General features: G+C 59.1%; 16 protein-coding genes. 6 read left to right on the plus strand and 10 right to left on the minus strand.

Annotation, left to right across the window (positions count from 1 at the left end):
* Window positions 1–6 precede the first annotated feature (6 nt).
* The 3 genes from BR41_RS00855 to BR41_RS00865 are packed head-to-tail and all read right to left on the minus strand — an operon-like array spanning window position 7 to window position 3,949.
* Window positions 7–1,038 (minus strand): hypothetical protein, encoded by a 1,032-nt coding sequence (locus tag BR41_RS00855; RefSeq protein WP_156970493.1) that lies wholly within the window; start codon window positions 1,036–1,038, stop codon window positions 7–9.
* Window positions 996–2,756, minus strand: coding sequence for a flavin monoamine oxidase family protein (locus tag BR41_RS00860; protein WP_035051684.1), 1,761 nt, complete (start codon window positions 2,754–2,756; stop codon window positions 996–998). The genes BR41_RS00855 and BR41_RS00860 overlap by 43 nt, the downstream gene beginning before the upstream one ends.
* Window positions 2,753–3,949, minus strand: a complete 1,197-nt coding sequence (locus BR41_RS00865; protein ID WP_051709891.1) for an FAD-dependent oxidoreductase — start codon at window positions 3,947–3,949, stop codon at window positions 2,753–2,755. Before BR41_RS00865 ends, BR41_RS00860 begins: the two co-directional genes overlap by 4 nt.
* Window positions 3,950–4,191: 242 nt before the next feature.
* Here BR41_RS00865 and BR41_RS00870 point away from each other — a divergent pair, with 242 nt between their 5' ends.
* Window positions 4,192–5,136 carry an alginate lyase family protein gene (locus tag BR41_RS00870; RefSeq protein WP_035051688.1) on the plus strand — a complete coding sequence of 315 codons (945 nt, stop codon included), beginning with the start codon at window positions 4,192–4,194 and terminating at the stop codon, window positions 5,134–5,136.
* Between the two features lie 115 nt (window positions 5,137–5,251).
* The gene (locus BR41_RS00875; protein WP_051709685.1) at window positions 5,252–5,749 is read left to right on the plus strand and encodes a DUF3291 domain-containing protein; all 498 of its coding nucleotides are present in this window, start codon (window positions 5,252–5,254) and stop codon (window positions 5,747–5,749) included.
* A 19-nt stretch (window positions 5,750–5,768) separates the two neighbouring features.
* On the opposite strand, the gene BR41_RS22520 is transcribed toward BR41_RS00875, so the two are convergent.
* A complete protein-coding gene (locus tag BR41_RS22520) occupies window positions 5,769–6,758 on the minus strand; it encodes a lysozyme inhibitor LprI family protein (protein ID WP_169741224.1) in 990 nt (329 codons plus the stop codon).
* A 245-nt stretch (window positions 6,759–7,003) separates the two neighbouring features.
* Between BR41_RS22520 and BR41_RS00890 the strand changes: the two genes are divergently transcribed.
* The gene (locus BR41_RS00890) at window positions 7,004–7,222 is read left to right on the plus strand and encodes a hypothetical protein (RefSeq protein ID WP_035051690.1); all 219 of its coding nucleotides are present in this window, start codon (window positions 7,004–7,006) and stop codon (window positions 7,220–7,222) included.
* Between the two features lie 83 nt (window positions 7,223–7,305).
* Here BR41_RS00890 and BR41_RS00895 read toward each other — a convergent pair whose 3' ends face one another.
* Both BR41_RS00895 and BR41_RS00900 read right to left on the minus strand, forming a co-directional pair.
* Entirely contained in the window at window positions 7,306–8,925 is a 1,620-nt protein-coding gene (locus BR41_RS00895) for an NAD(P)/FAD-dependent oxidoreductase (protein WP_035051693.1), read from the minus strand.
* Between the two features lie 220 nt (window positions 8,926–9,145).
* Window positions 9,146–10,351, minus strand: coding sequence for an MFS transporter (locus tag BR41_RS00900; protein WP_035051695.1), 1,206 nt, complete (start codon window positions 10,349–10,351; stop codon window positions 9,146–9,148).
* 208 nt (window positions 10,352–10,559) lie between these two features.
* On the opposite strand from BR41_RS00900, the gene BR41_RS00905 reads away from it, so the two are divergent.
* Entirely contained in the window at window positions 10,560–11,873 is a 1,314-nt protein-coding gene (locus BR41_RS00905) for an anaerobic C4-dicarboxylate transporter family protein (RefSeq protein WP_035051697.1), read from the plus strand.
* A gap of 181 nt (window positions 11,874–12,054) precedes the next feature.
* On the opposite strand, the gene BR41_RS00910 is transcribed toward BR41_RS00905, so the two are convergent.
* A complete protein-coding gene (locus BR41_RS00910) occupies window positions 12,055–12,888 on the minus strand; it encodes a hypothetical protein (RefSeq protein ID WP_035051699.1) in 834 nt (277 codons plus the stop codon).
* A 506-nt stretch (window positions 12,889–13,394) separates the two neighbouring features.
* Here BR41_RS00910 and BR41_RS00915 point away from each other — a divergent pair.
* On the plus strand, window positions 13,395–13,691 hold the full coding sequence (locus tag BR41_RS00915; RefSeq protein WP_156970494.1) for a hypothetical protein: 297 nt from the start codon (window positions 13,395–13,397) through the stop codon (window positions 13,689–13,691).
* Window positions 13,692–13,854: 163 nt separating this feature from the next.
* On the opposite strand, the gene BR41_RS24490 is transcribed toward BR41_RS00915, so the two are convergent.
* Window positions 13,855–15,450, minus strand: a complete 1,596-nt coding sequence (locus BR41_RS24490) for a glycoside hydrolase family 18 protein (RefSeq protein ID WP_211251623.1) — start codon at window positions 15,448–15,450, stop codon at window positions 13,855–13,857.
* 610 nt (window positions 15,451–16,060) lie between these two features.
* Between BR41_RS24490 and BR41_RS23905 the strand changes: the two genes are divergently transcribed.
* Window positions 16,061–16,357 carry a hypothetical protein gene (locus tag BR41_RS23905; RefSeq protein WP_156970495.1) on the plus strand — a complete coding sequence of 99 codons (297 nt, stop codon included), beginning with the start codon at window positions 16,061–16,063 and terminating at the stop codon, window positions 16,355–16,357.
* Window positions 16,358–16,620: 263 nt separating this feature from the next.
* Here BR41_RS23905 and BR41_RS00925 read toward each other — a convergent pair whose 3' ends face one another.
* Together BR41_RS00925 and BR41_RS00930 are read right to left on the minus strand one after the other, a co-directional pair.
* The gene (locus tag BR41_RS00925; protein ID WP_035051703.1) at window positions 16,621–17,826 is read right to left on the minus strand and encodes a DUF1501 domain-containing protein; all 1,206 of its coding nucleotides are present in this window, start codon (window positions 17,824–17,826) and stop codon (window positions 16,621–16,623) included.
* Window positions 17,819–19,339: a DUF1800 domain-containing protein gene (locus tag BR41_RS00930; RefSeq protein ID WP_051709692.1), complete on the minus strand. Its 1,521-nt coding sequence runs from the start codon at window positions 19,337–19,339 to the stop codon at window positions 17,819–17,821. Before BR41_RS00930 ends, BR41_RS00925 begins: the two co-directional genes overlap by 8 nt.
* Window positions 19,340–19,497: the final 158 nt, after the last annotated feature.

Genomic DNA, 19,497 nt, shown 5'->3' on the forward strand with positions numbered 1-19,497 from the left:
CGTGATTTAGGTCGCTTGGTCATCTTCGGGAAGGTAGAACCAATCCCGGTTTAGATCATCCGATTGAAGAGATTGCTCATCAATGATTAGATCAAAAGGCAAAACGCCCTGTTTTGCAAGAAGGGTATATGCCTCTAACGCATACTTGTGCGCATAATCTTCTTTCTCTGTTCGAGTTTTTTGATCCCATTCATCTTCGGTACTGCGCTGGTAGTCGACATGATGCCCGAGCTCATGCAGTAGTGTGCGATACAAGGCAGTGTTGCGTAATGAAGTCGGCGTCACGCGGATTTCCAGACCTCGTCGCGTATTGCGAACTTCGTGTCCATCTCGACGTAACCGTTCAAGCTCGCGAGTCAGTTCAGGATCGATTGATTTTCCCCATCCAATTGGACTAAGGTCTTGCGCCTCAATAACAATTGCCGGGCCGCTGTATTGATTGATATCGAAGAAAAAAATTGCACGTCCCCAAACAGGACTCAGGATGCGCTGCTTGCGAGTCGGCTGGCGCATAACGATGAGATCAAATGCAGCAAGCGCTTCAGGAGGGCAATGCGACAGTACCTTGCAAATGTCGTCTACGGTACATGGATAAAACCAATCGGGCTTCGTTGGCTCGATGAAGAAATGGAAATCACGCTCAGCAATTGTGCGAGTAATCACTTTGAACGCGTTTAGGTTCTCATAGAATCGTTTAGGTTGATGCCATGATTCAGGAATGGTCAGCTTATTGTTTGATCCATACCCTTGCGCTTTCGTGCCAATATTCCTGTTTCTGCGAGTTGGGTTCCAGCCTGGGCGCATGTGGTTATCCAGAAATTTGGTTACTGATTCATTTTGTCCGCTTGGGACTGGCGATGCGTTATGAATGCGAGTCAGGTGAAGAGCGGCAATCAGCTTCGATTCAATGGTATGCAATATACGGGAGTCTCCGGGCAAAACAAAACCGCTCCCGAATTCGGGAGCGGTTCTGCCACCAAGCTGCAGTGCCTGCCTTACCAGCCCAGGTAGTAAGTCCGATTCAGCCAGCTTGGCCACGCCATATCGAACCATTCTTGCAACATCAGTTCGGTGACGCAGAACGCGCCTTCCACCCAGCCTTGCGCATCGGAATAGGCCTCGCCGGTGATATGGATGCTCTCCGTCGGTTTGGGGCGGCGCATGTACGGCATGATGTCTTTCACCGACACGTGCGCGCACCAGGCGTGGTAGCCGCCGCCGTACGGGTCTTCGGTCCAGTCTTGCAGGCGGGCGATGTAGGGGTCGGGAATCTGGTTTTGCGGGCCGTGCAGTTCACGCACTTGTCGCATGGCTTCTTCCACCATGGCCTTGGGCACCGGGTCGCCCGGCAGGCGGGTTTGGCCGTGCCAGCTGGTGATTTGCGCTTGCGAGACCAGCCGGGTGGGGCGGGTTTCGTAGGTGGCGAGTGTGGCGCGGTTGCGCATCAGCACTTGCCAGAACGGCACGGTGCGCATGTCGTTGTAGCTGGAGAGGAACAGCGAGTGGCTGTTCTTGGGGTCGACGCCGAAGTAGTAGCACTGCCGCATCGGCAGATCGGTGACGGATTCGCCGGAGGTCGCACCGAAGTCTTCTGTCCACCACGGTTCATCGAAGCCCATCAGCAGCTTGAACGACGGCTCCATGATCACCGAGGCGATGTTCTTCTGCAGTTCCCTGGCGGTTTCCTTGTGGAAGAAGAAGTTCTGCTGGTCCAGCAGTTCCAGCGAGCGGCGCGGCATGGCCAGTACGATGGTGTTGGCGCGTACGTGCCAGTGATATTTGCCCTGCTCGTTCCAGAAGGTGAGCTGGTAACGGTAGCCGGTGTCGTCCGCGCGTGTGAAGGTTTCCAGGCGGTTTTCCAGCCACAGTTGCGAGCCGGATAGTCCGGTATAAGCCTGCGCCAGCGCGTAGGCGATCTGGTCGTAGCCATCCTTGATGGTGCGGTATTCGGTGCCGGCGTTGGAGAAGTCCCCGACCATGTACGGGAAGGCTTCGGCGGCGTTCCAGTTGATGGTGTTGGAGTAATAGCCGCCAGCATCGGCGAGGAAATCATAGGCATCCTGGCCGACCCGGTCGTTGATCAGGTTCCAGAAACCGATGTTGTTGACCTTCATGCCGTTGAACGGGCTGTCGGCAAAACAGTAGGTCAGCTCGGGCTTGATCTCATTCCATTGCCGGCTGGTGAGGCGGAAGTTGTAGATGTATTCGCCATCCTTTTGCACGAAGGACGAATAGTTCTCGGCGAACCACGGGTCGGCCATCAGCACGTCGTAAACGATCTTGTTGAAGAGCTGATCCGGGCTGAAGCCGTCCTGCCCCGGCTTGAAGGTGTAGCGCACCGGGAATTTCTCGCCCTTGGCCTGGGCATCGGTCCACGCATCGGCGTGGAAGCGCTGGCAGCGCAGGTAGAAATACAGATCGGCCGGATCACCCATCGGGAAGTCGTCGTAGGGGAGCTTGAAGACGTTCTGGATCAGCGAGGTGACCATTTCCTGCGAGGTCATGTAGCGCATGCCGCCCAGCTCGCCGATCACATCCATGCCCGGCAGTTTGATCGACAGCAGCCGCCCGCCGATCCGGTCGGCCAGATCGAATACGTGCACGCTGGCAGGGCGTTGGCCGTCCGGTTTGAACTCGCCGCCGAGCAGCCGCCAGCCGGTGTACAGGCCGGATACGCCTGCGCCGATCACGGCGACGTCGATTTCCAGATTCGGCTGGCTGCCGGTGCTGTGAGGGATGTCGTTGAGCGTGATCATTTGCGTTCTCCGGTTGCGGTGATGTCGGATGGCGGGATTGCGAATGGGGCGATGGGGTAGGCGGTCTGGCCGGTGAGGGCGAGCTGCACGCAAATCTTGCCGAGCAGCGGCACCAGCTTGGCGGCCCAGCCGGTGGTGAACAGCACGATGTTCGGATAGCCCGGCAGGGTATCGAGGATGAATTGCTGGTCGCCGGCCGGCAGCGCGACCATGCAGGACGAGGTGAAGTCCGGCTCGGGTGAGAGGCCGCTCATATGGTTGGCCACCCAGGCGCTGGTGCCGGCGAAATCCTCCGGCGTCGGCGGTACGCGCTGGCTGGGTTCATCGATGATCTGGTACGGATAATCCGGCGCGACGCGGATATAGCCGGGGTGCGACCAGTCGGCCTCCGGGAAGCCGTAATAGAGGTTGGCATTGGCGGCGTTGGCTTTCTGGAAGGCGAACCAGGTCGGGTAATCGATATCGGCGCGGGTCTTGCGGAAGTAGGCCGACACCATGTTCCAGATCGACAGGTTGATCTGCACGCCAAGCGGCTCCAGCAAGGTGTTGGCATATGCGCCGGTGGTCAGCACCAGCTTCTTGCCGTGATAAGTGCCTTGATCGGTGATGACGGTGACTTCTTTGCCGTCCGATTCGATCTTGAGGACTTTGTGATGCGCTTTCAGGTGCACGCCGTGGTTGTGGGCGATGTTGAACATGGCTTGCAGGGTGGCCGGCACGTTGATGATGCCGCCACCGGGCTGGAAGAAACCGCTGTAATTGCCGGGCAGATTGCGAAAGCCGTACCACTCTTCCAGCTCGCGACAGTTGAGCCGCTGGAAGGGCACGCCCAGGCGGGTCATGGTTTCCATCGCCGGCTTGATGCCGCCTTCCGTCGTGGGCGTATCAGGGTCGCCAAACCAGAGACAGCCGACATTGGGGATCAGCTCGGTGACGGTCTGCTTTTGCAGCATGGCCCACTCCGGCACCGCCGCCATCACCAGCTGCGTCATGTATTCCTCGGAATACTGAAAGCGGAATTGCCGCGATGCGCCGGCCGTGCTGCCGCGCTGGTTGAAAAAGGCGTCTTGCTCCAGCACCAGCACTTTTTCGCCGTCCAGTACCGGATGCCCGCCGTACGGGCTGACCGCGTTATAGGCCGTGGATAGGCCAATCAAGCCGCCACCGACGACGATTAAATCATATGAAGCCATGTCCATTCCTCTGTCTGTTTTGGTTCTGGATTCGCTCTCGGCAAACGTACTTGTTTGGGAAAGCACTTACTCGCTCCGAAGCAAAACTTAGTTTGGATATGAACCCATTTCAAACTGTTTTAGAAAGAAATATTTATTAAATAAGAAAGAAATTGATAATAAATTCACTTACTAAGCTGACAATTTTGTGTGTTATTTTGCTCGGCAAAGCACATCGGCCAATCAGCGAAGGCGGCACAAAGATGAAAATCCTCTACACCCTCTTGCTCACCCTGACGGTTGTGCTGGGCACCAGTCACGCCGCGCTTGCTTGCACGGTGCCGCCGCCGCTGCAATCGATCGATCCGCCCGGCTTTTACGACGACCCCGCCGGCTACGAGCAGGCGGTGAAGCCCATGCGTGCTTTCATCGATCAACTCAACAAGGCGGCAGATGCCAGGCAGTGGACTTGCGTACTCGACCTGCTGGAAGGTTGGGCACGCGCCGATGCTTTGATGGGGCCGATCAGCGGATATCAGGGCTACTACGAGCGCTCCTGGGCCGGGACGGATTTCGCGTTCGTGCTGTTACGTCTGCTTAAAGACGGGCAAGGGGAGGGCGCGAATCGCCTTGCTGCCATCACCCCGTGGCTGACCCGCATCGCCATCGCAACGCGTGATGCCGATGCCATCAACCATTTGCACAACAATCTGGTCTACTGGGCCGGGCTGAATCTGGTCGCGATCGGTACGGTGGCGCAGCAGCAGGATCTGATCGACGCCGGAATTGCACGGGCGCGTGAAGGGATTCACGACATCGGCCCGCATGGCGAATTGCAACGGGAACTCAAGCGCGGCGAACGGGCGCTGCACTATCACGTCTTCTCATTGCTGCCACTGGTTTTCACGGCTGAATTGGTGCAGCGGCAAGGCATCGATCTCTATGCCGAGAATCAAAATGCCATCGGCCGTCTGGCCAATCTGGTGATCAATGCGGTGCAGAACCCGGCCAGCTTTGCAACGGTCTCGCCGGTCGCGCAGACGCTGTTCCCCTGGACATTTCAAGATGAACTCGCGTGGGTGGAGCCCTATTACACGCGTACCGGCGACAGCCGCTTGCCGCCGCTCATGGCACCGCGCCGCCCTTTTAGCGAATGGCGGCTTGGCGGCAATGTCACTGCGGCTTGGGGCGGCACCTTGCCGCATTGACTCGATGTTGATTGCACAACGCGCCGCTTGAAGTGGTGGTGCATCACTGCAATGTATCTGGCCTTCGGTGGTCACCGGATTTGCACATTCACCGGCACATTCAACAGGAGCATCCATGTCCCGCTACGAACTCGCCCAACTGAACATCGCCATCATGAAAGAACCGCTGGATTCGCCGGTCATGGCGGATTTCGTGGCGAACCTCGACCGCATCAACGCGTTGGCGGAAGCATCACCCGGCTTTGTGTGGCGTTTGCAATCCGATGAGGGTGATGCCACTGCGCTACGACCGATGGGCGACAGCACACTGGTCAATATGTCGGTATGGCAGGATGTGGCCTCGCTCAACGAGTACGTCTACAAGTCGGCCCACGTCGAAATCCTGCGGCGGCGCAAGGAGTGGTTCGAGCGTGTGGCTGAGGCGGTCTTCGTGTTGTGGTGGGTGCCCAAGGGCCATCGACCGGATGTGGCAGAGGCAGAAGCCAAACTGATGCAATTGCGCGAACACGGCCCGAGTGCGGCGGCGTTCACCTTCCGCCATGCATTCCCGGCCCCGGATGCCGAGCCAAGCGATGCGCCGATTGAACTTGGCGATGTTTGCCCGGCTGCTTGAGTGTTGCGTCGATAGATCGCTATTGCTTCACCCGCTTGGTCTTGCTCTTCCATTTGCCATTGACCAGCGTTTCTTCGGTCACGACCACGGTGTCTCCGTCGCCATTGCGCATGTCCTCAATCCGGCGGGCGACGGCGACCGGCTCATTATTGACGACCGCGTATTCGGTGAATTCGTGATAGCAGCAGCCGTCCTTGGCCATGGTGGCCAAGCGCTTGCGCTTGGGGTCGACCTGGAAAAACCCCAGCGTGGATTCAATCAAACTACTGAACGAATCGTTGTATTCAAATTTCTTCGTTTTGGTCGAGAACAGATAAACGTCGTAACTCGGGCCGCTATATGAGCCGTTATTGCCGTTCTGGATCGCGATATCTTCCTGTCCGTCGAAATTGAAATCGCCGACATTGATCACGCCTTGGTAGTCATACATCGCAGCGCTATTGGTCAATGGCTGTTTCGATTTGGAAAAGCTGACGTAGATGTTGTCCATATTGATGGTTTGCAGTGGCGATTTACCGCCCTTGGCATAAATCTGCACCTGTCCGGGGCCTTCGCACGTGCCGTCGTCCGCTTGGGTGGGCGGATCGCATTTATCTCGCATCCTCAACACGAAATCGTATTGTTTCGAGGCGTTGCCGATATTGAATTTCGAGCCGGTATAGGTCGTACCGGTTGCCAGGGCGACGCTCGTGTTATCGAGTTCCTTGATCCGCTCTGTATAGCGGCCCTTCAGGCAATCGATGCCATTGCGGCATTCATTGCTTAAATCCTTCAACCAGGCTCGCTGACCGGCCCTGAGCTTGGCGGGGCTATCGCCAGCCCGTGTCAGCGCTTGCTTGTAGGCGTGGGTCAACTGTTCGTCCAGTGCGGAAAGCGTTTTATCGGCACAGATGGCTTTCTCGGTCGGGGTGGCGGCCTTGTTGCAATCAAAACTGGCTGCGTGGGCGGCAAACCCGGCTGAGAATATCCCGGCTGCGAAAACAACGAGACCTGCAAGCAATGGCTTCAATTCATTCCCCGATTGGTATTGGCATTTGCCAACGGTGTTTATTGTTCTGCATCTTAGGTTAAGACCGGCTGAAGCTGTCGCTTGTTTTACAAGTTGTTTGTGTTGGTTGGGCAGATGAAAGGCATGGTGAAAAAATATGGATACACCCGGTTACATACTGCAACGTTACGTGCGCCGCACCTTGAAAACCCACTCCCATACTGCAGCTACACGCTCATGGAAGCGCGGATTCCAGGAGAAACACCATGCTTAAAGTTGTATCTGTAGCGGTCGCAACCGTATTTGCTGCGACATCGCTCTTTGCGATGGGTGATAACGCGATGGGTGGCGGCGATAAGGCACCAAATCCGGATGCGCCACCGGCGAAAACACACATGAAAAAGGCCAAGATGCACAAGATGCACAAGCCGATGGCCTCTTCGCCCGTCACGCAAAAAGCGCCGGAGAATCCGGATAAGAAGTAGCCGGGGTCGGTCACGCTCCGGCATCACTAAAAACCCCGCTTGCAAACGCGGGGTTTTGTTTTATGCCGTTTGAGCGGGGCTGATCAACTCGTCCCCAACACCTGCTGTGCCAGCGCTTCCGCCACCTTGATGCCATCCACGCCCGCCGAAAGAATCCCGCCTGCGTAACCCGCACCTTCACCCGCCGGGAACAGCCCGCGCACGTTCAAGCTTTGGCAATCTTCGCCACGTGTAATACGCAATGGCGATGAGGTTCGCGTTTCCACACCGGTGAGCACCGCATCGTGCATCGCAAAGCCCTTGATCTGGCGATCGAAGGCCGGGAAGGCTTCGCGCATGGCGGTGATGGCGTATTCCGGCAGGCTGGGGGCCAGACTGCCGAGCTTCACGCCCGGTTTGTACGACGGTTCGACCGAGCCGAGTTGGGTCGAGGGTTTGCCGGCCACGAAATCGCCAACCAGCTGGCCCGGCGCTTCATAAGTGCCGCCGCCCAGTTCGAACGCCTTCGATTCCAGCGCACGCTGGAAAGCGATGCCGGCCAGCGGGCCACCGGGGTAATCGGCCGGCGTGATGCCGACCACGATGCCGGCGTTGGCGTTGCGCTCATTCCGCGAGTACTGGCTCATGCCGTTGGTGACGACGCGGTTTTCTTCGGATGTCGCGGCGACCACCGTGCCGCCCGGGCACATGCAGAAGCTGTACACCGAGCGGCCATTGGCGGCGTGGTGCACCAGCTTGTAATCGGCGGCGCCCAGCAGCGGGTGGCCGGCATATTTGCCGAGCCGCGCCCGGTCGATCAGTGATTGCGGGTGCTCGACGCGGAAACCGATCGAGAACGGTTTGGCCTCCAGAAACACGCCGCGCTCGTGCAGCATCTCGAAGGTATCGCGGGCGCTATGGCCCAGCGCCAATACCACGTGATCGCTGCGCAGTGCTTCACCACTGGCGAGCTTCACGCCGCGTACTTGCTTGTGGCCGTCTGAGCCGTCTTCCAGCAGCAAGTCCGTCACGCGTTGCTGAAAGCGGATTTCGCCGCCCAGCGATTCGATCTCGGCGCGCATGGTTTCCACCATGCCCACCAAGCGGAAGGTGCCGATGTGCGGCTTGCTCACGTAGAGGATTTCTTCCGGCGCGCCGGCCTTCACGAATTCGGTCAGCACTTTGCGGCCGAGGTGCTTGGGGTCTTTGATCTGGCTGTAGAGCTTGCCATCCGAGAACGTACCCGCGCCGCCTTCGCCGAATTGCACGTTCGATTCCGGGTTGAGGATGTTCTTGCGCCACAGGCCCCAAGTGTCTTTGGTGCGCTCGCGCACTTCCTTGCCGCGCTCCAGCACGATCGGGCGGAAGCCCATTTGCGCCAGGATCAGCGCGGCGAAGATGCCGCACGGGCCGAAGCCGATGACGATGGGGCGGTGCGGCAGGTTGGCCGGAGCCTGGCCGACGAAGTGGTAGCCGGTATCCGGCGTGGGCATCACATTGCGGTCGTCGGCGAATTTTTTCAGCAGGCCGGCTTCGTTTTTCACGTCCAGATCGAGCGTGTAGATCAGCAGCATCGGTTTGCCCTTGCGGGCATCGTAACTGCGCTTGAATACCGTACAGCCCAGCAGGTCGGCGGCCGGAATGCGCAGCTTTTGCAAGATGGCGGCGGTGAGTTCTTCCGGAGTGTGATCGAGCGGCAGGCGCAGTTCGGTGATTCGCAACATGGGTGTTCCAATCCGATACAGAAATGCAAAGTCGCCGGTTAAGGCGACTTTGGCGTGGGTTCAATGCCCGTATTGTAAATGCGTTCCCCGAATCACCCCAAAATCAATGTACGAGGTTTTTGTGGGAGCGAGCTTGCTCGCGATAGCGACGGTTGATATAGGGTCATCGCGAGCCAGCTCACTCCTACAGAAAATCGTGGAATCGTCCGCGTTGAATGCATCAAGACACCGTCCGCACCTGTCTGGCCACCCAGATCGCCAGCACGCCGAACACGCAGCTCAGCACGCCCACCCAGCCGAAGTTGAGCAGCTTGCCGCTGGCGTCTTGCGACAGGATCAGCCCCGCTATCAGCGCAGCGGCACCGCCGGCAAAATTCTGGATCGCTGAATTGAACGCCATCAGCCGGCCGCGCATGCGCGATTCGGTGGCGCTCGTGACCAGCGCCGTCGCGGGGATGAAGCGGCCACTCACGAAGATGAAGAACAGCGATGAAATCACCAGTTGCCCGAGCAACGGGAACGGCAAGGTCAACGACACCAGCATGATCGGCACGAAGCTGGCCAACACCAGCCATGCCAACACATGCGCGCGCGGATGCTTGTCCGTCATGCCGCCGATCCACGGCCGGGTCAGCAGCGTCACCGCGCCACCCGCCAGATAGACATACATCAGGTCGTGCGGCGAGATGCCGACGTTGGCCACCAGCGATGGCGAGATATACGGAATGATGGTGAAACCGGACAGCATCAGGCAGGCCGTGATCAGGCAAGCCCACCAGTGGTTTGGCACGGCCAGCAATTCGCGGTAGCTGGTGAACATGCTGACGGGCGGTCGCTTGGCTTGATCCACCAGATGGCCGCGCACGGCCGGCACCAAGCGCCACCCCACCAGCCAGATCAGCGCACATGATGCCGCCAGCACGCCAAACGGCCAGCGCCAGTTGGTGTGGCTGGCAATCAAGAGGCCCGCCGGCACGCCGAACACGGCCGATAGCGAGAAGCCCAGCATCACCCAGCTCATGGCCTGACCACGCCGCTCGTTGGGTACCACATCCCCGACGATGGCAAAGCAGATCGACCCCAGCACGCCGCCAAACAAGCCGGCAATGCAGCGCCCCAGCAACAGCGTGTAAAAACTGCTGGCCGCCGCGCAGGCGAGCGTGGCGACGATCAGGCCTGCATAGCAAGCCAGCAAGGCATGGCGGCGATCGAAGCGGTCGGCCAGCGATGTCGCCAGCAGCGACGACACCCCCGCCGTCAATGAGTACGCCGACACCAGAATGCCGAACGTAGCGGGGGTGACGTGCATTTCCGCCATCAGGAACGGCGACAGTGGCATCAGGATCATGAAGTCGACGATGGTGGTGAACATCACCAGCATCAGCACAATCAGCAGTGACTTTTCTTTTTCCGGGGAGAGAGACATAGCAAGCGCTCGGGGCAGGGTAACTCAGTAGTGTACCGGAGCATTCTTTCTGGTATGTAACATTGTTGTGACTATTAGCGTAAACAAGATCGGGTGACTACTGCTGTCAACGTCAGATTTACCATTTTTCGCTGCATTGCTTCATGACAATGGATTAACTGCGCGTCGCATGATAACGGCATCAATCACGCTTTCGGAGGCACCCCAAATGCTCTGGCTCGAATTTGCAGTTGTTCTTGCGGCGATCTTGATCGGCGCACGTTTGGGGGGGATCGGGCTCGGCGTGATGGGCGGCCTGGGGCTGGCGGTGCTGACCTTCGTCTTTGGCCTGCGCCCCGCATCGGCTCCCATCGACGTGATGCTGATGATCGTCGCCGTCATCACCGCCGCCGGGTGTCTGCAGGCCGCCGGCGGCATGGATTATCTGGTGCGCGTGGCGGAAAAACTGCTGCGCCGCCATCCCAAGCGGATCACCTGGTTCGCGCCGCTGATCACCTACACCTTCACCTTGTTTGCCGGCACCGGCCACGTGGCCTATTCGGTACTGCCGGTGATCGCCGAAGTCGCCCGCGAATCCGGCGTGCGGCCAGAGCGGCCGTTATCGATCAGCGTGATCGCCTCGCAAGCCGGCATCACCGCCAGCCCGATTTCCGCCGCCACGGTGGCCTTGCTGGCGCTGCTGTCGCCCAGCGGCATCCATCTGGGCCAGATTCTGATGATCGCGATTCCCGCCACCCTGATCGGCACGCTGGCCGGTGCACTGGTCGCTTGCCGGCTCGGCGTCGAACTCGATCAGGATGCGATTTACCAGCAGAAACTGGCCAATGGCGAGGTGCAAGTGCGCTCCGGCGCGGCCCGTCCTGACCTGCCCAAGAGCGCCAAGTATTCGGTATGGCTGTTTCTGGCAGCGGCGTTTTCGGTGGTGCTGCTCGGCTCGTTCCCATCGCTGCGCCCCACATGGCTGGTCGACGGCAAGATCGAGCAACTGGACATGGCCCCGGCCATCAAGATCGTGATGCTGAGCGCCTCCGCACTGATCCTGCTGCTGAGCCGGGTCAACCCGGAGCAAGTGGTGAAGGGCAGCGTGTTCCGTGCCGGTGCGGCGGCGGTGATCGGCATCTTCGGCATTGCGTGGATGGGCGATACCTTCATCCAGAGCAATATGGCCTTCTTTGCCAATAACATTCAATCCGCCATCACCACTGCACCGTGGCTGTTCGCGCTGGCGCTGTTTGCCATGTCCATCTTGCTGTATTCCCAAGCCGCCACCATCCGCGCCCTGATGCCGCTGGGCATTGCGCTCGGCCTGCCGGTGCCGGCGCTGATCGCCATGTTCCCCAGCGTGAACGGCTACTTCTTCATCCCCAATTACCCGACGGTGATTGCCGCGATCAACTTCGACCAGACCGGCACCACGCGCATTGGTAAATGGCTGTTGAACCACAGCTTCATGCTGCCGGGGCTGGCGAGTTCGTTCTTTAGCGTGGCGAGCGGGTTTTTGCTGGTGAAGGTGTTGATGTAGGGATTTGCGATCAGGAAAAAGGCCACGCGGGTACGTGGCCTTTTGTAATACCTCAACCAGGTATCGTCGCTGCGCTCAATTTCTAATTGAATAGAAAGGAAGAAACGCATCCCGGTATTGGTTTGGACAATTAAGACTATTGGTTTGGGCAGTTAATATTGTTGGGATTCCGGGTGCATTCTCATTCGGGTTTGAATTGAAGGCCAACTGACTCCCCAACGATCGTTGCAAGGAATAAAGCAAATTCAGCCTTGGTCGCAGTTGCATCGATCACATTAATGCTCACGCCAACCAGCCCGCTGCCAAGTGCATTCGCGCTGCCGCTTAAGATGAGATGAACCGGATTATGGGCGATGGTGACATTGTGCGTGTTGAGGCCGGTGACGACGAGCTCGTTAAGGATCAGGCTTCCTGATACGGGAACCGTAACCGGGATGCCGGCCAGATTGATGCCCACGTTCAAGCCAGTTAAGGCAATGGTGTAATTCAACGGAATCGGTTGCGCAGGAATCGAGATTGGCGATCCGTTGACGGTAGTCGTGCCAAGGGTGGTTGCAGCAGTGCAATTGAGCGTCGAGGAGCCGCTGACCGCCGTGCATGTGACCTGGCCGGCAACATCCGTGCTTTGCACCAACCCTTGTACCAAGCTCAGGCCTGATTCGCCTGCCGTGCCAGTCAGGATTGTTTTGTTTGCCACGCTGTTGTCGTACTTGGCATCGCCAAACGGCGCGGTTACCCCCGCGACATTGCTAAGGGCCGTTACGCCAACCGTAGTGGTATTGACGGCTGAGTTTTTATTCTCGCCCGGTGCCGGTTCATCGGTCGGATTGGCGCAACCCAGGTCATCCAGATAATTCACCCCAGCGATGGTGATCGTCACGCTGCCTTTGATATTGCAGGTCTTGACGTCGGCCGAGACGATATCGGTATCCGTCGCCGCAGCGAATTGCGCGCACATCAACCCCCCACCCAGAATCAGCAGGCTGCTTGCGGCTTTTAGCATGGTTTGCTTCATGATTCGATCTCCTGAAGTTGGCGCGGAACGTGCCGTCGGGTTGTGTGTCGTGATGGCACGTGCAGCGTGGCGCCGTCCGCTGCGAGTGGTGCACGGCCTCGGGGATCTGAGGGGATGAGCACCTCGGAATGGTATACGCCGTTACTTTCTAAAAATGAAATTAAATTTGTGTATTTTGTTGATAAATTTATTTATTTGTTTGTAAGAATTTGAAGCATAAGCCTATAGGCTTGCCGGCTGTGGTTTGCGGTGGGAGCAGTTAGTTCAAGCGAAACATTCGGCGACACGAACCCGCCGTTCGCCCTTCGAGCCTGGGGATACTCAACGTTGAAAGCCCGCTTCGGCGGGTTTTTGCATGGCGTTGCATACCCGGTGAATGAGCAGTGCAGGATCGGTGTTTGTCCTGCATGAATGTTGGTGATTGGACGACAGAGCAGGCCCTGTTTGAGGCGGAAACTGCAAAGCGGATGTTTGTTGTTCAACCTATCACTCATCAGGAATTCACCATGAACAAGATCCTCTCCGTATTGTTGGCAACGGGCCTCGCCATAGGCGCGAGCGCGGTGTATGCCGCTGGTAGTCCAAATGGTGCATCGGGTAGTGCCGCGGGTGGCGCGGGTAATTTCGGGCTGCCCTATCTGATTACCCCGTTCGATACGCACCAAGCCAGGAAGGGTGGGGCGGCGTTGGATACGTCGACCCGTTTCAACGCAGCCAAGCAAGTCGACGATATGCAGCAACCCAAGGCCACGACCGATATCGTGCCTGCGCAGCCTGCACCGCAGCTGGATGACATGCAGTGATGTGCGCCAGTTGAAGAAAAAGCCCGCTTCGGCGGGCTTTTTCGTGGGTGGTTGATATTCGTAGGAGCGAGCTTGCAAAGGAAGCTGCATGTTGCATGACCCTCTCCCCCGGCCCCTCTCCCACAAGTGGGCGAGGGGAGTCGTTTTGCTGACGCCGAATCCGTTAGAAGCCAAGATCCGACAAGAACGCCTTGGTAAAGCCCAGCCGGCCTGCCTGACCATAGGAATTGCAGGTCGGTGACGCAGAGCCGGGTGCGCAATCGTTGTCGCGATCGAGCGACCAGATGTGGACGCCGGCCAGTCCGTTCTGTTTGGCAAAATTCGACACCGTCGCCACATCGGCCAAGGTGAACGTCTCGCCTGCCGAATCGTTGCCACCGATCATCGGTGTCACTTCGATCTGGCTATAAGGGACGCCGTACTGATTGTGCAGATCGATGACCGCCTGATTCGCCGACGAGCCCATCTGGCATTGGCCGCTGCTGTCCGTGATGCAGTTACCACCGCCAGGGCTGCCGTAATCCATCGCCATCAGGTTGATGTAGTAATTCTTCAGGCCATAGGTCTGGATCGCGTTCATCACCTCGACCCCAAAAGTCCCGAGGCTCGGGCTGACGTTGCCGCCCAGCGTTGCGACGGTAAAGCTGAAGCGCAGGTTCGGATGATTCTGCTGCGCCACAATCACGCGTTGCACCAGGTTGTTGATATCGGCTTGGCTCTGACCCGCTTCGATATCGAAATCGATACCGACGAGGTTGGCTGAGTTGTAGGTGTTGATGAAGGTCGCAAAATTCGCGTCACTGGTACAAGTGAACGAACCGGCCGCGCCGCCCGTCGAGATGATGTACTTCTTGCCGGCCTGTACCCAGGCATTGACGTTTGCCGCGGCAATGGATGCGCCCAAGAGGCCACCCCAGTTCTCGCTACCGCAGCTGCCCGTTGCAAATGCCCAGGTCAGCGTGCTGTCGTTGCCAGGCATGGCGGACACCGCCGATTGCGTGGTTCCGGTCACGTTCGTAGTGATCACGTTCGTGTTCCAGTTCAGATTGATCGTGACATCCTTGTACGGACTGAACAGCAAACCACTCGGTGTCGGCGTTGGTGTTGGTTGGGAGCCGGACGACTGGACGGGCAGGCCGGGCACATAGCAGTGTTTGGCGTTGCCCGGGCTGGGGTCGCCAAAGGTGCCGTTATTGCAGGCTGCGCCGTCGGTCAGGCTCTTGGTGGTATAGCTGCCGTTGGCGCCATACAAGACGATCTGCGTGCCCGAAAAACTGCATTGTCCGTTCTCGGCACTGCACTGGGTCCAGGTGGTTGGCGCGGCATCGCAATGCTTGGCAATACCCGGATCGGGGTCGCCGAACACGGAGTTGTTACAGCCTTCGCCACCGGTGACGACGTTCGCGTTGTAAGTGGTGCCTGCGCCATATCGGACCGTTTCGGTATCCGAAAAACTGCAAGTCCCGTTTTCGCTGGCGCATGAATTCCAGCTATTGCTGACCTCGCAATGCTTGGCGACACCCGGCACCGGATCACCAAAGGCCGCGTTGTTGCAGGATGCGCCCCATGCCAGCGTTTGCGTGACGAAGGTCGTCCCCGCGCCATAGCGGACGGTCTGCGTGCCGGTGAAAATGCAATTTCCGTTTTCCGCGGCGCAGTAACTCCAATCGCCGGTGGTCGCGCTCAGCGCTGCCGAGGCGGTCAGCAGCGAACCGCCGCTCAAGAGGAGAATCGTTAAGTTCCTGATCATTCTTTTCATTACTTCCTCCAGTAGTTCTGTTTGTTCAACACGAAGATGTGTCGTTCGCTTTTTGAAAGCGCTTTCAATCCTAGGAAAAGAAGATTCGCTTAACAATTCATGCGCTCAGAAAACCGACGGAAGGATGGAAGTGCATATCGCGATGTCTCCGCCCAACCTGGGCGAGCTTGCTCGCGATTGCAGCGCTTGAATCACAGCTATCGCTTGCGCAGACCCGTAGCCCGGACGGCTTGCCGGCCGGGGTTGGTGCAGCGCATCCATGCCGGATGCAACTTGCCCGCATTGCTACCCCGGCCGGCAAGCCGTCCGGGCTACGAGCTAACACGCCGAGCTTGCGGCCTTGACCGGGTCGAAGCGGCTGCGGAATACTTCGTCTCGTTGCGCGGTCGCGCAATCAGGATTGGCGTCCTGGATTAAGTACAGGCAGACAGCCGCTGCCCAGCGGCATTTTCATGTCTGCAACACCCGTGGTGCGTCTTCAATGGCGAGCCTGGGTGGGGGCATCTTCGGATGCACCGGTTCCCTGTACGCCGGCACGCCAACCCTGCCCAGTGCTTGCCACCTCCGATTGGCGTTGGAATGGTGAGCCATAACCTGTACAGGAGACGCTATGTCTAATCCGCAAGGCACCCCAGCACCACCCCCACGTCCTATCCCTCGTTTCGCCCGCGCTTCACCGACGCGAACCGGCCACACTTACGACGAGATCGCCCAATATGGCATGGATAGCGTGGCCGAATTAGGCCGGCTGTTCCAGATCGTGGCCGCCTTGGTCGAACCGGCATCCGCTGCGTATCAACTTGCGCAGTCGGGGATTGCGGTTGCATCAGAGCGGCGGGCGGCGATTGACTTCGCCCGCGGGTCTGCGAAGGATTTGAAGGAATTCAGGGAGCGGGACAAGAAGTAATGGGTTTTAGAGCCTGTTCAAAGTCTCGCAAACTGCCAACTTGAAGCGCTGCAGGGTTTTACCTCCCCCTTTTCGAAGGGGGATTGAGGGGGATTTCGACGTCGGTAGATGTTGAGATGGCGCAGAAATCCCCCCTAGCCCCCCTTCAAAAAGGGGGGATGGCAGCGTGACCCGTTGCCACAAAAAGACTTTGAACAAGCTCACGGATAGCAAAAAGCCAGCACTTGGATGGGTGCTGGCTTTTTTACGCGTACCGCGCCGGACTACAACAACGCAATCGACCCCGGTCTGGCCCCCGGAAACACCTTGTCCAACTGGCTGCCATTCAAGCCGTAATACCGCTGGAACACGCTGCCGAACAGGCCGCGATATTCATTGAGCACCGGGAAATCGCGGTTCTGGAACAAGGTCGCCTCCGACACGCGCATCTGCTCGCCCAGCACCCTGCCGCCACGCACCGCACCGCCCAGCGCCCAATACACGCTGCCGTGGCCGTGGTCGGTGCCTTTGTTGCCGTTCTCGCGGAAGGTGCGGCCGAATTCGGAGACGACGATGACGACGGTGTTCTTCCACACCGGCTGCATTTCCTGCGCAAAGGCATTCAAGCCACGGCCGAGATTGCCGAGCGCATTGGCGAGCTGGCCGGTCGCGCCGCCTTCATAGATATGGGTATCCCAGCCGCCGACATCGACAAAGCCGATCTTGTATTGCTCGCGCATCAGCTTGCCCATGCGCCGCGCCTCTTGCTCGAAGCCATTGGCCGAGACCGCGCCGCGATTGGCCGCCTGCATTTCGTCGGCGAACATCTTGGCGACACCTTGGCGCATCTGCAGCCCTTCCTGCACGCGCTCTTCCAGCGTCTGGCCGCGATAGAGGCTGACCAGCAATTGCGACTGACGCTCGTCGAACGGGGCCTTGCTCACGTCCCGCAGCGACAGATTGGGGATTGCTGCGCCGCCCGTGGCGATGGTCGGCAGGTTGCCGGTGAAGGTGATGGCGGGCGGGCCGCCGAGCACTTGCACCAGCCGGCCGATGAAGCCGCTGCGATCCGCCTGGCCGGCATCGTCCGGCAGGCCCAGCTCGATGCGGTCCTGGGTTTCGAAGTGGCTGCGGGTGAGGTCGTTGGTGCCGGCGAAAGGCACGAAGGCCAGCTCGCCGCGTTGCCAGAACGGGTAGAGCGAATCCTTCAGCGCCGGGTGCAAGGCCCAGTCGCTATCCAGCGGCAAGGCCGCGTTGACGTTGGCGGCGTCCGGCCGGGCAATGGCGATGCTGGGGCGCAGGCGGTAGTAGTCGTCGCTGGTGTAGGGCACCAGCAGGTTGGCGGCGTCGTAACCACCGCGCAGGAAGACGACCAGCACGCGGGGCACCTCGGCGGGCACGGCCCAGAGCTGCGATGACCACGACATGGCCAGCGTACCGGCGCCGAGCGCGGCGGATTGCAGGAAACGGCGGCGGGATAGATCAGTCATTCATCATCTCCGGTGAGGCCAGATACAAGAGATTCCACTCCTGCGCGCTGTTGGCGCGGTCGAGCGTTTCCCGCGTGGCGGGGCTCAGGGTGGGTTCCAGCAGGCTGTAGTAAATCGGGCGCTGGATCAGCGGGAAGCCGATGATGCCCACGCCATTCATGCCCATCGGGGTGCTGCCATCCGGGTCGAACAGGCCGGCGTTGTTGCTGCCGATGGCGCGGGCGATTTCAAAGCGTTTCACCAGTTGGCCGGAGCCGTTCCACGCTGCCGAGGTCAGGCCGTAGCCATCCGGGCTCAGGCGGCCGTAGAGCGGCTCGCCCAGCTGATTCAGCCAGTTGAACACCGGCCGCAGATTGCTCACCGGTTTGCCGTCGTAGGCGAGCCGCATGGCGGCGACGGTGTAGCGGAACGGATCGCGCAGATTGGGCGTGGGGCTGTGGCTGGCGGGCGATTCGAATAGCGTGCGCACCACGGCGGCGATGTCGCCATCGCTGCGCTGGAAGGTCTTCGCCATCTTCTCGACCAGTGCATCGGGCGGGTTGTCGCCGAGGAAGTAGGTGGCGAGCTTGCGGCTGACAAAGCGGGCGGTGGCGGGCTGTTTGCAGATCAGGTCGACTGCTTGTTCGACTTCGGCAAAACCGCTGCCCTTGATGGTGGCGCCGAGCAGTTGTTTGTCGCCGAAATCATGCCGCTGCGGGTTGAATTCGAACGCGCCATTGCGGATCACGTATTGCTGCAGCTCGGCTTTCACCTTCACCGTCGGGTTGTTGTAGTTCACGCCCACGCCGGTGAGGATGCGCGCCAGTTCCTGCACATCTTGTTGCGTATAGCCGCTGCCGACGCCGAGGGTATGCAGCTCCATCAGCTCGCGGGCGTAGTTCTCGTTGATGTGGCCGGCTGCGTTTTGCGTGTTGTCGAGGTAAGCCAGCATCGCCGGGTGCTTGAGGGTGGCGAGCACCAGATCGCGGAAGTGACCGAGCGCATACGGGCGCACGGCTTTTTCTTCGTAATCGGGAATGGTCAGCCGCAGATTGGCTTTGTAAGCGTAGACGCTGAAGTGATTCATCCAGAACCAGGTGAGCTTTTCCTGCAGCTGGTTCGGGGAGTAGATGGCTCGCCACAGGTGGCGGCGCATCGCGTCTTGCATGGCCTGATTGGTGAAATCGCCTTCCGCTTTGCTGAGTTGCTTCTTGTCTTCTTCCGTCGTGGCGGCGTTGACCTGCCGCTTCATGTCTTCGTCTTGGGCGACGAATTCGGGGATGGTTTTCTGGGTGATGGGCAGGGCTTCGATGCGCGCCTGAATGTCGATGGGCATGTCGCCCTTGGCGCGCAGCTGCTCATCCAGAAAGGCCCGGTCACCCAGTTGTTTGTCGCGGGCGACGAGGTCGCTGGTCACGCCGAACGACAGACGATTGAGCCAGTGTAGATCGGGTTGTTTCTCTGCGGCATAGGTCATGCAGGAAAGCAGGAGCAGGGCGCAGGTGGCAGTGCGGTAACGCAGCCGATGGGGCATGGCGTCCTCCGGTCAAGGTTGGGGGCGGCAACTGAATAATGATCCACCGGGCGCTTGCGAGGACAACGGCATGTTGTTGATGGGTAACGGATTGTCTTGGTGTGCATCATGTAGCCCGGACGCTTTGCGGCCGGGGGGCTGCGGTATCTGGTGCCACC

Source organism: Andreprevotia chitinilytica DSM 18519, assembly GCF_000711875.1.
Classification (GTDB): domain Bacteria; phylum Pseudomonadota; class Gammaproteobacteria; order Burkholderiales; family Chitinibacteraceae; genus Andreprevotia; species Andreprevotia chitinilytica.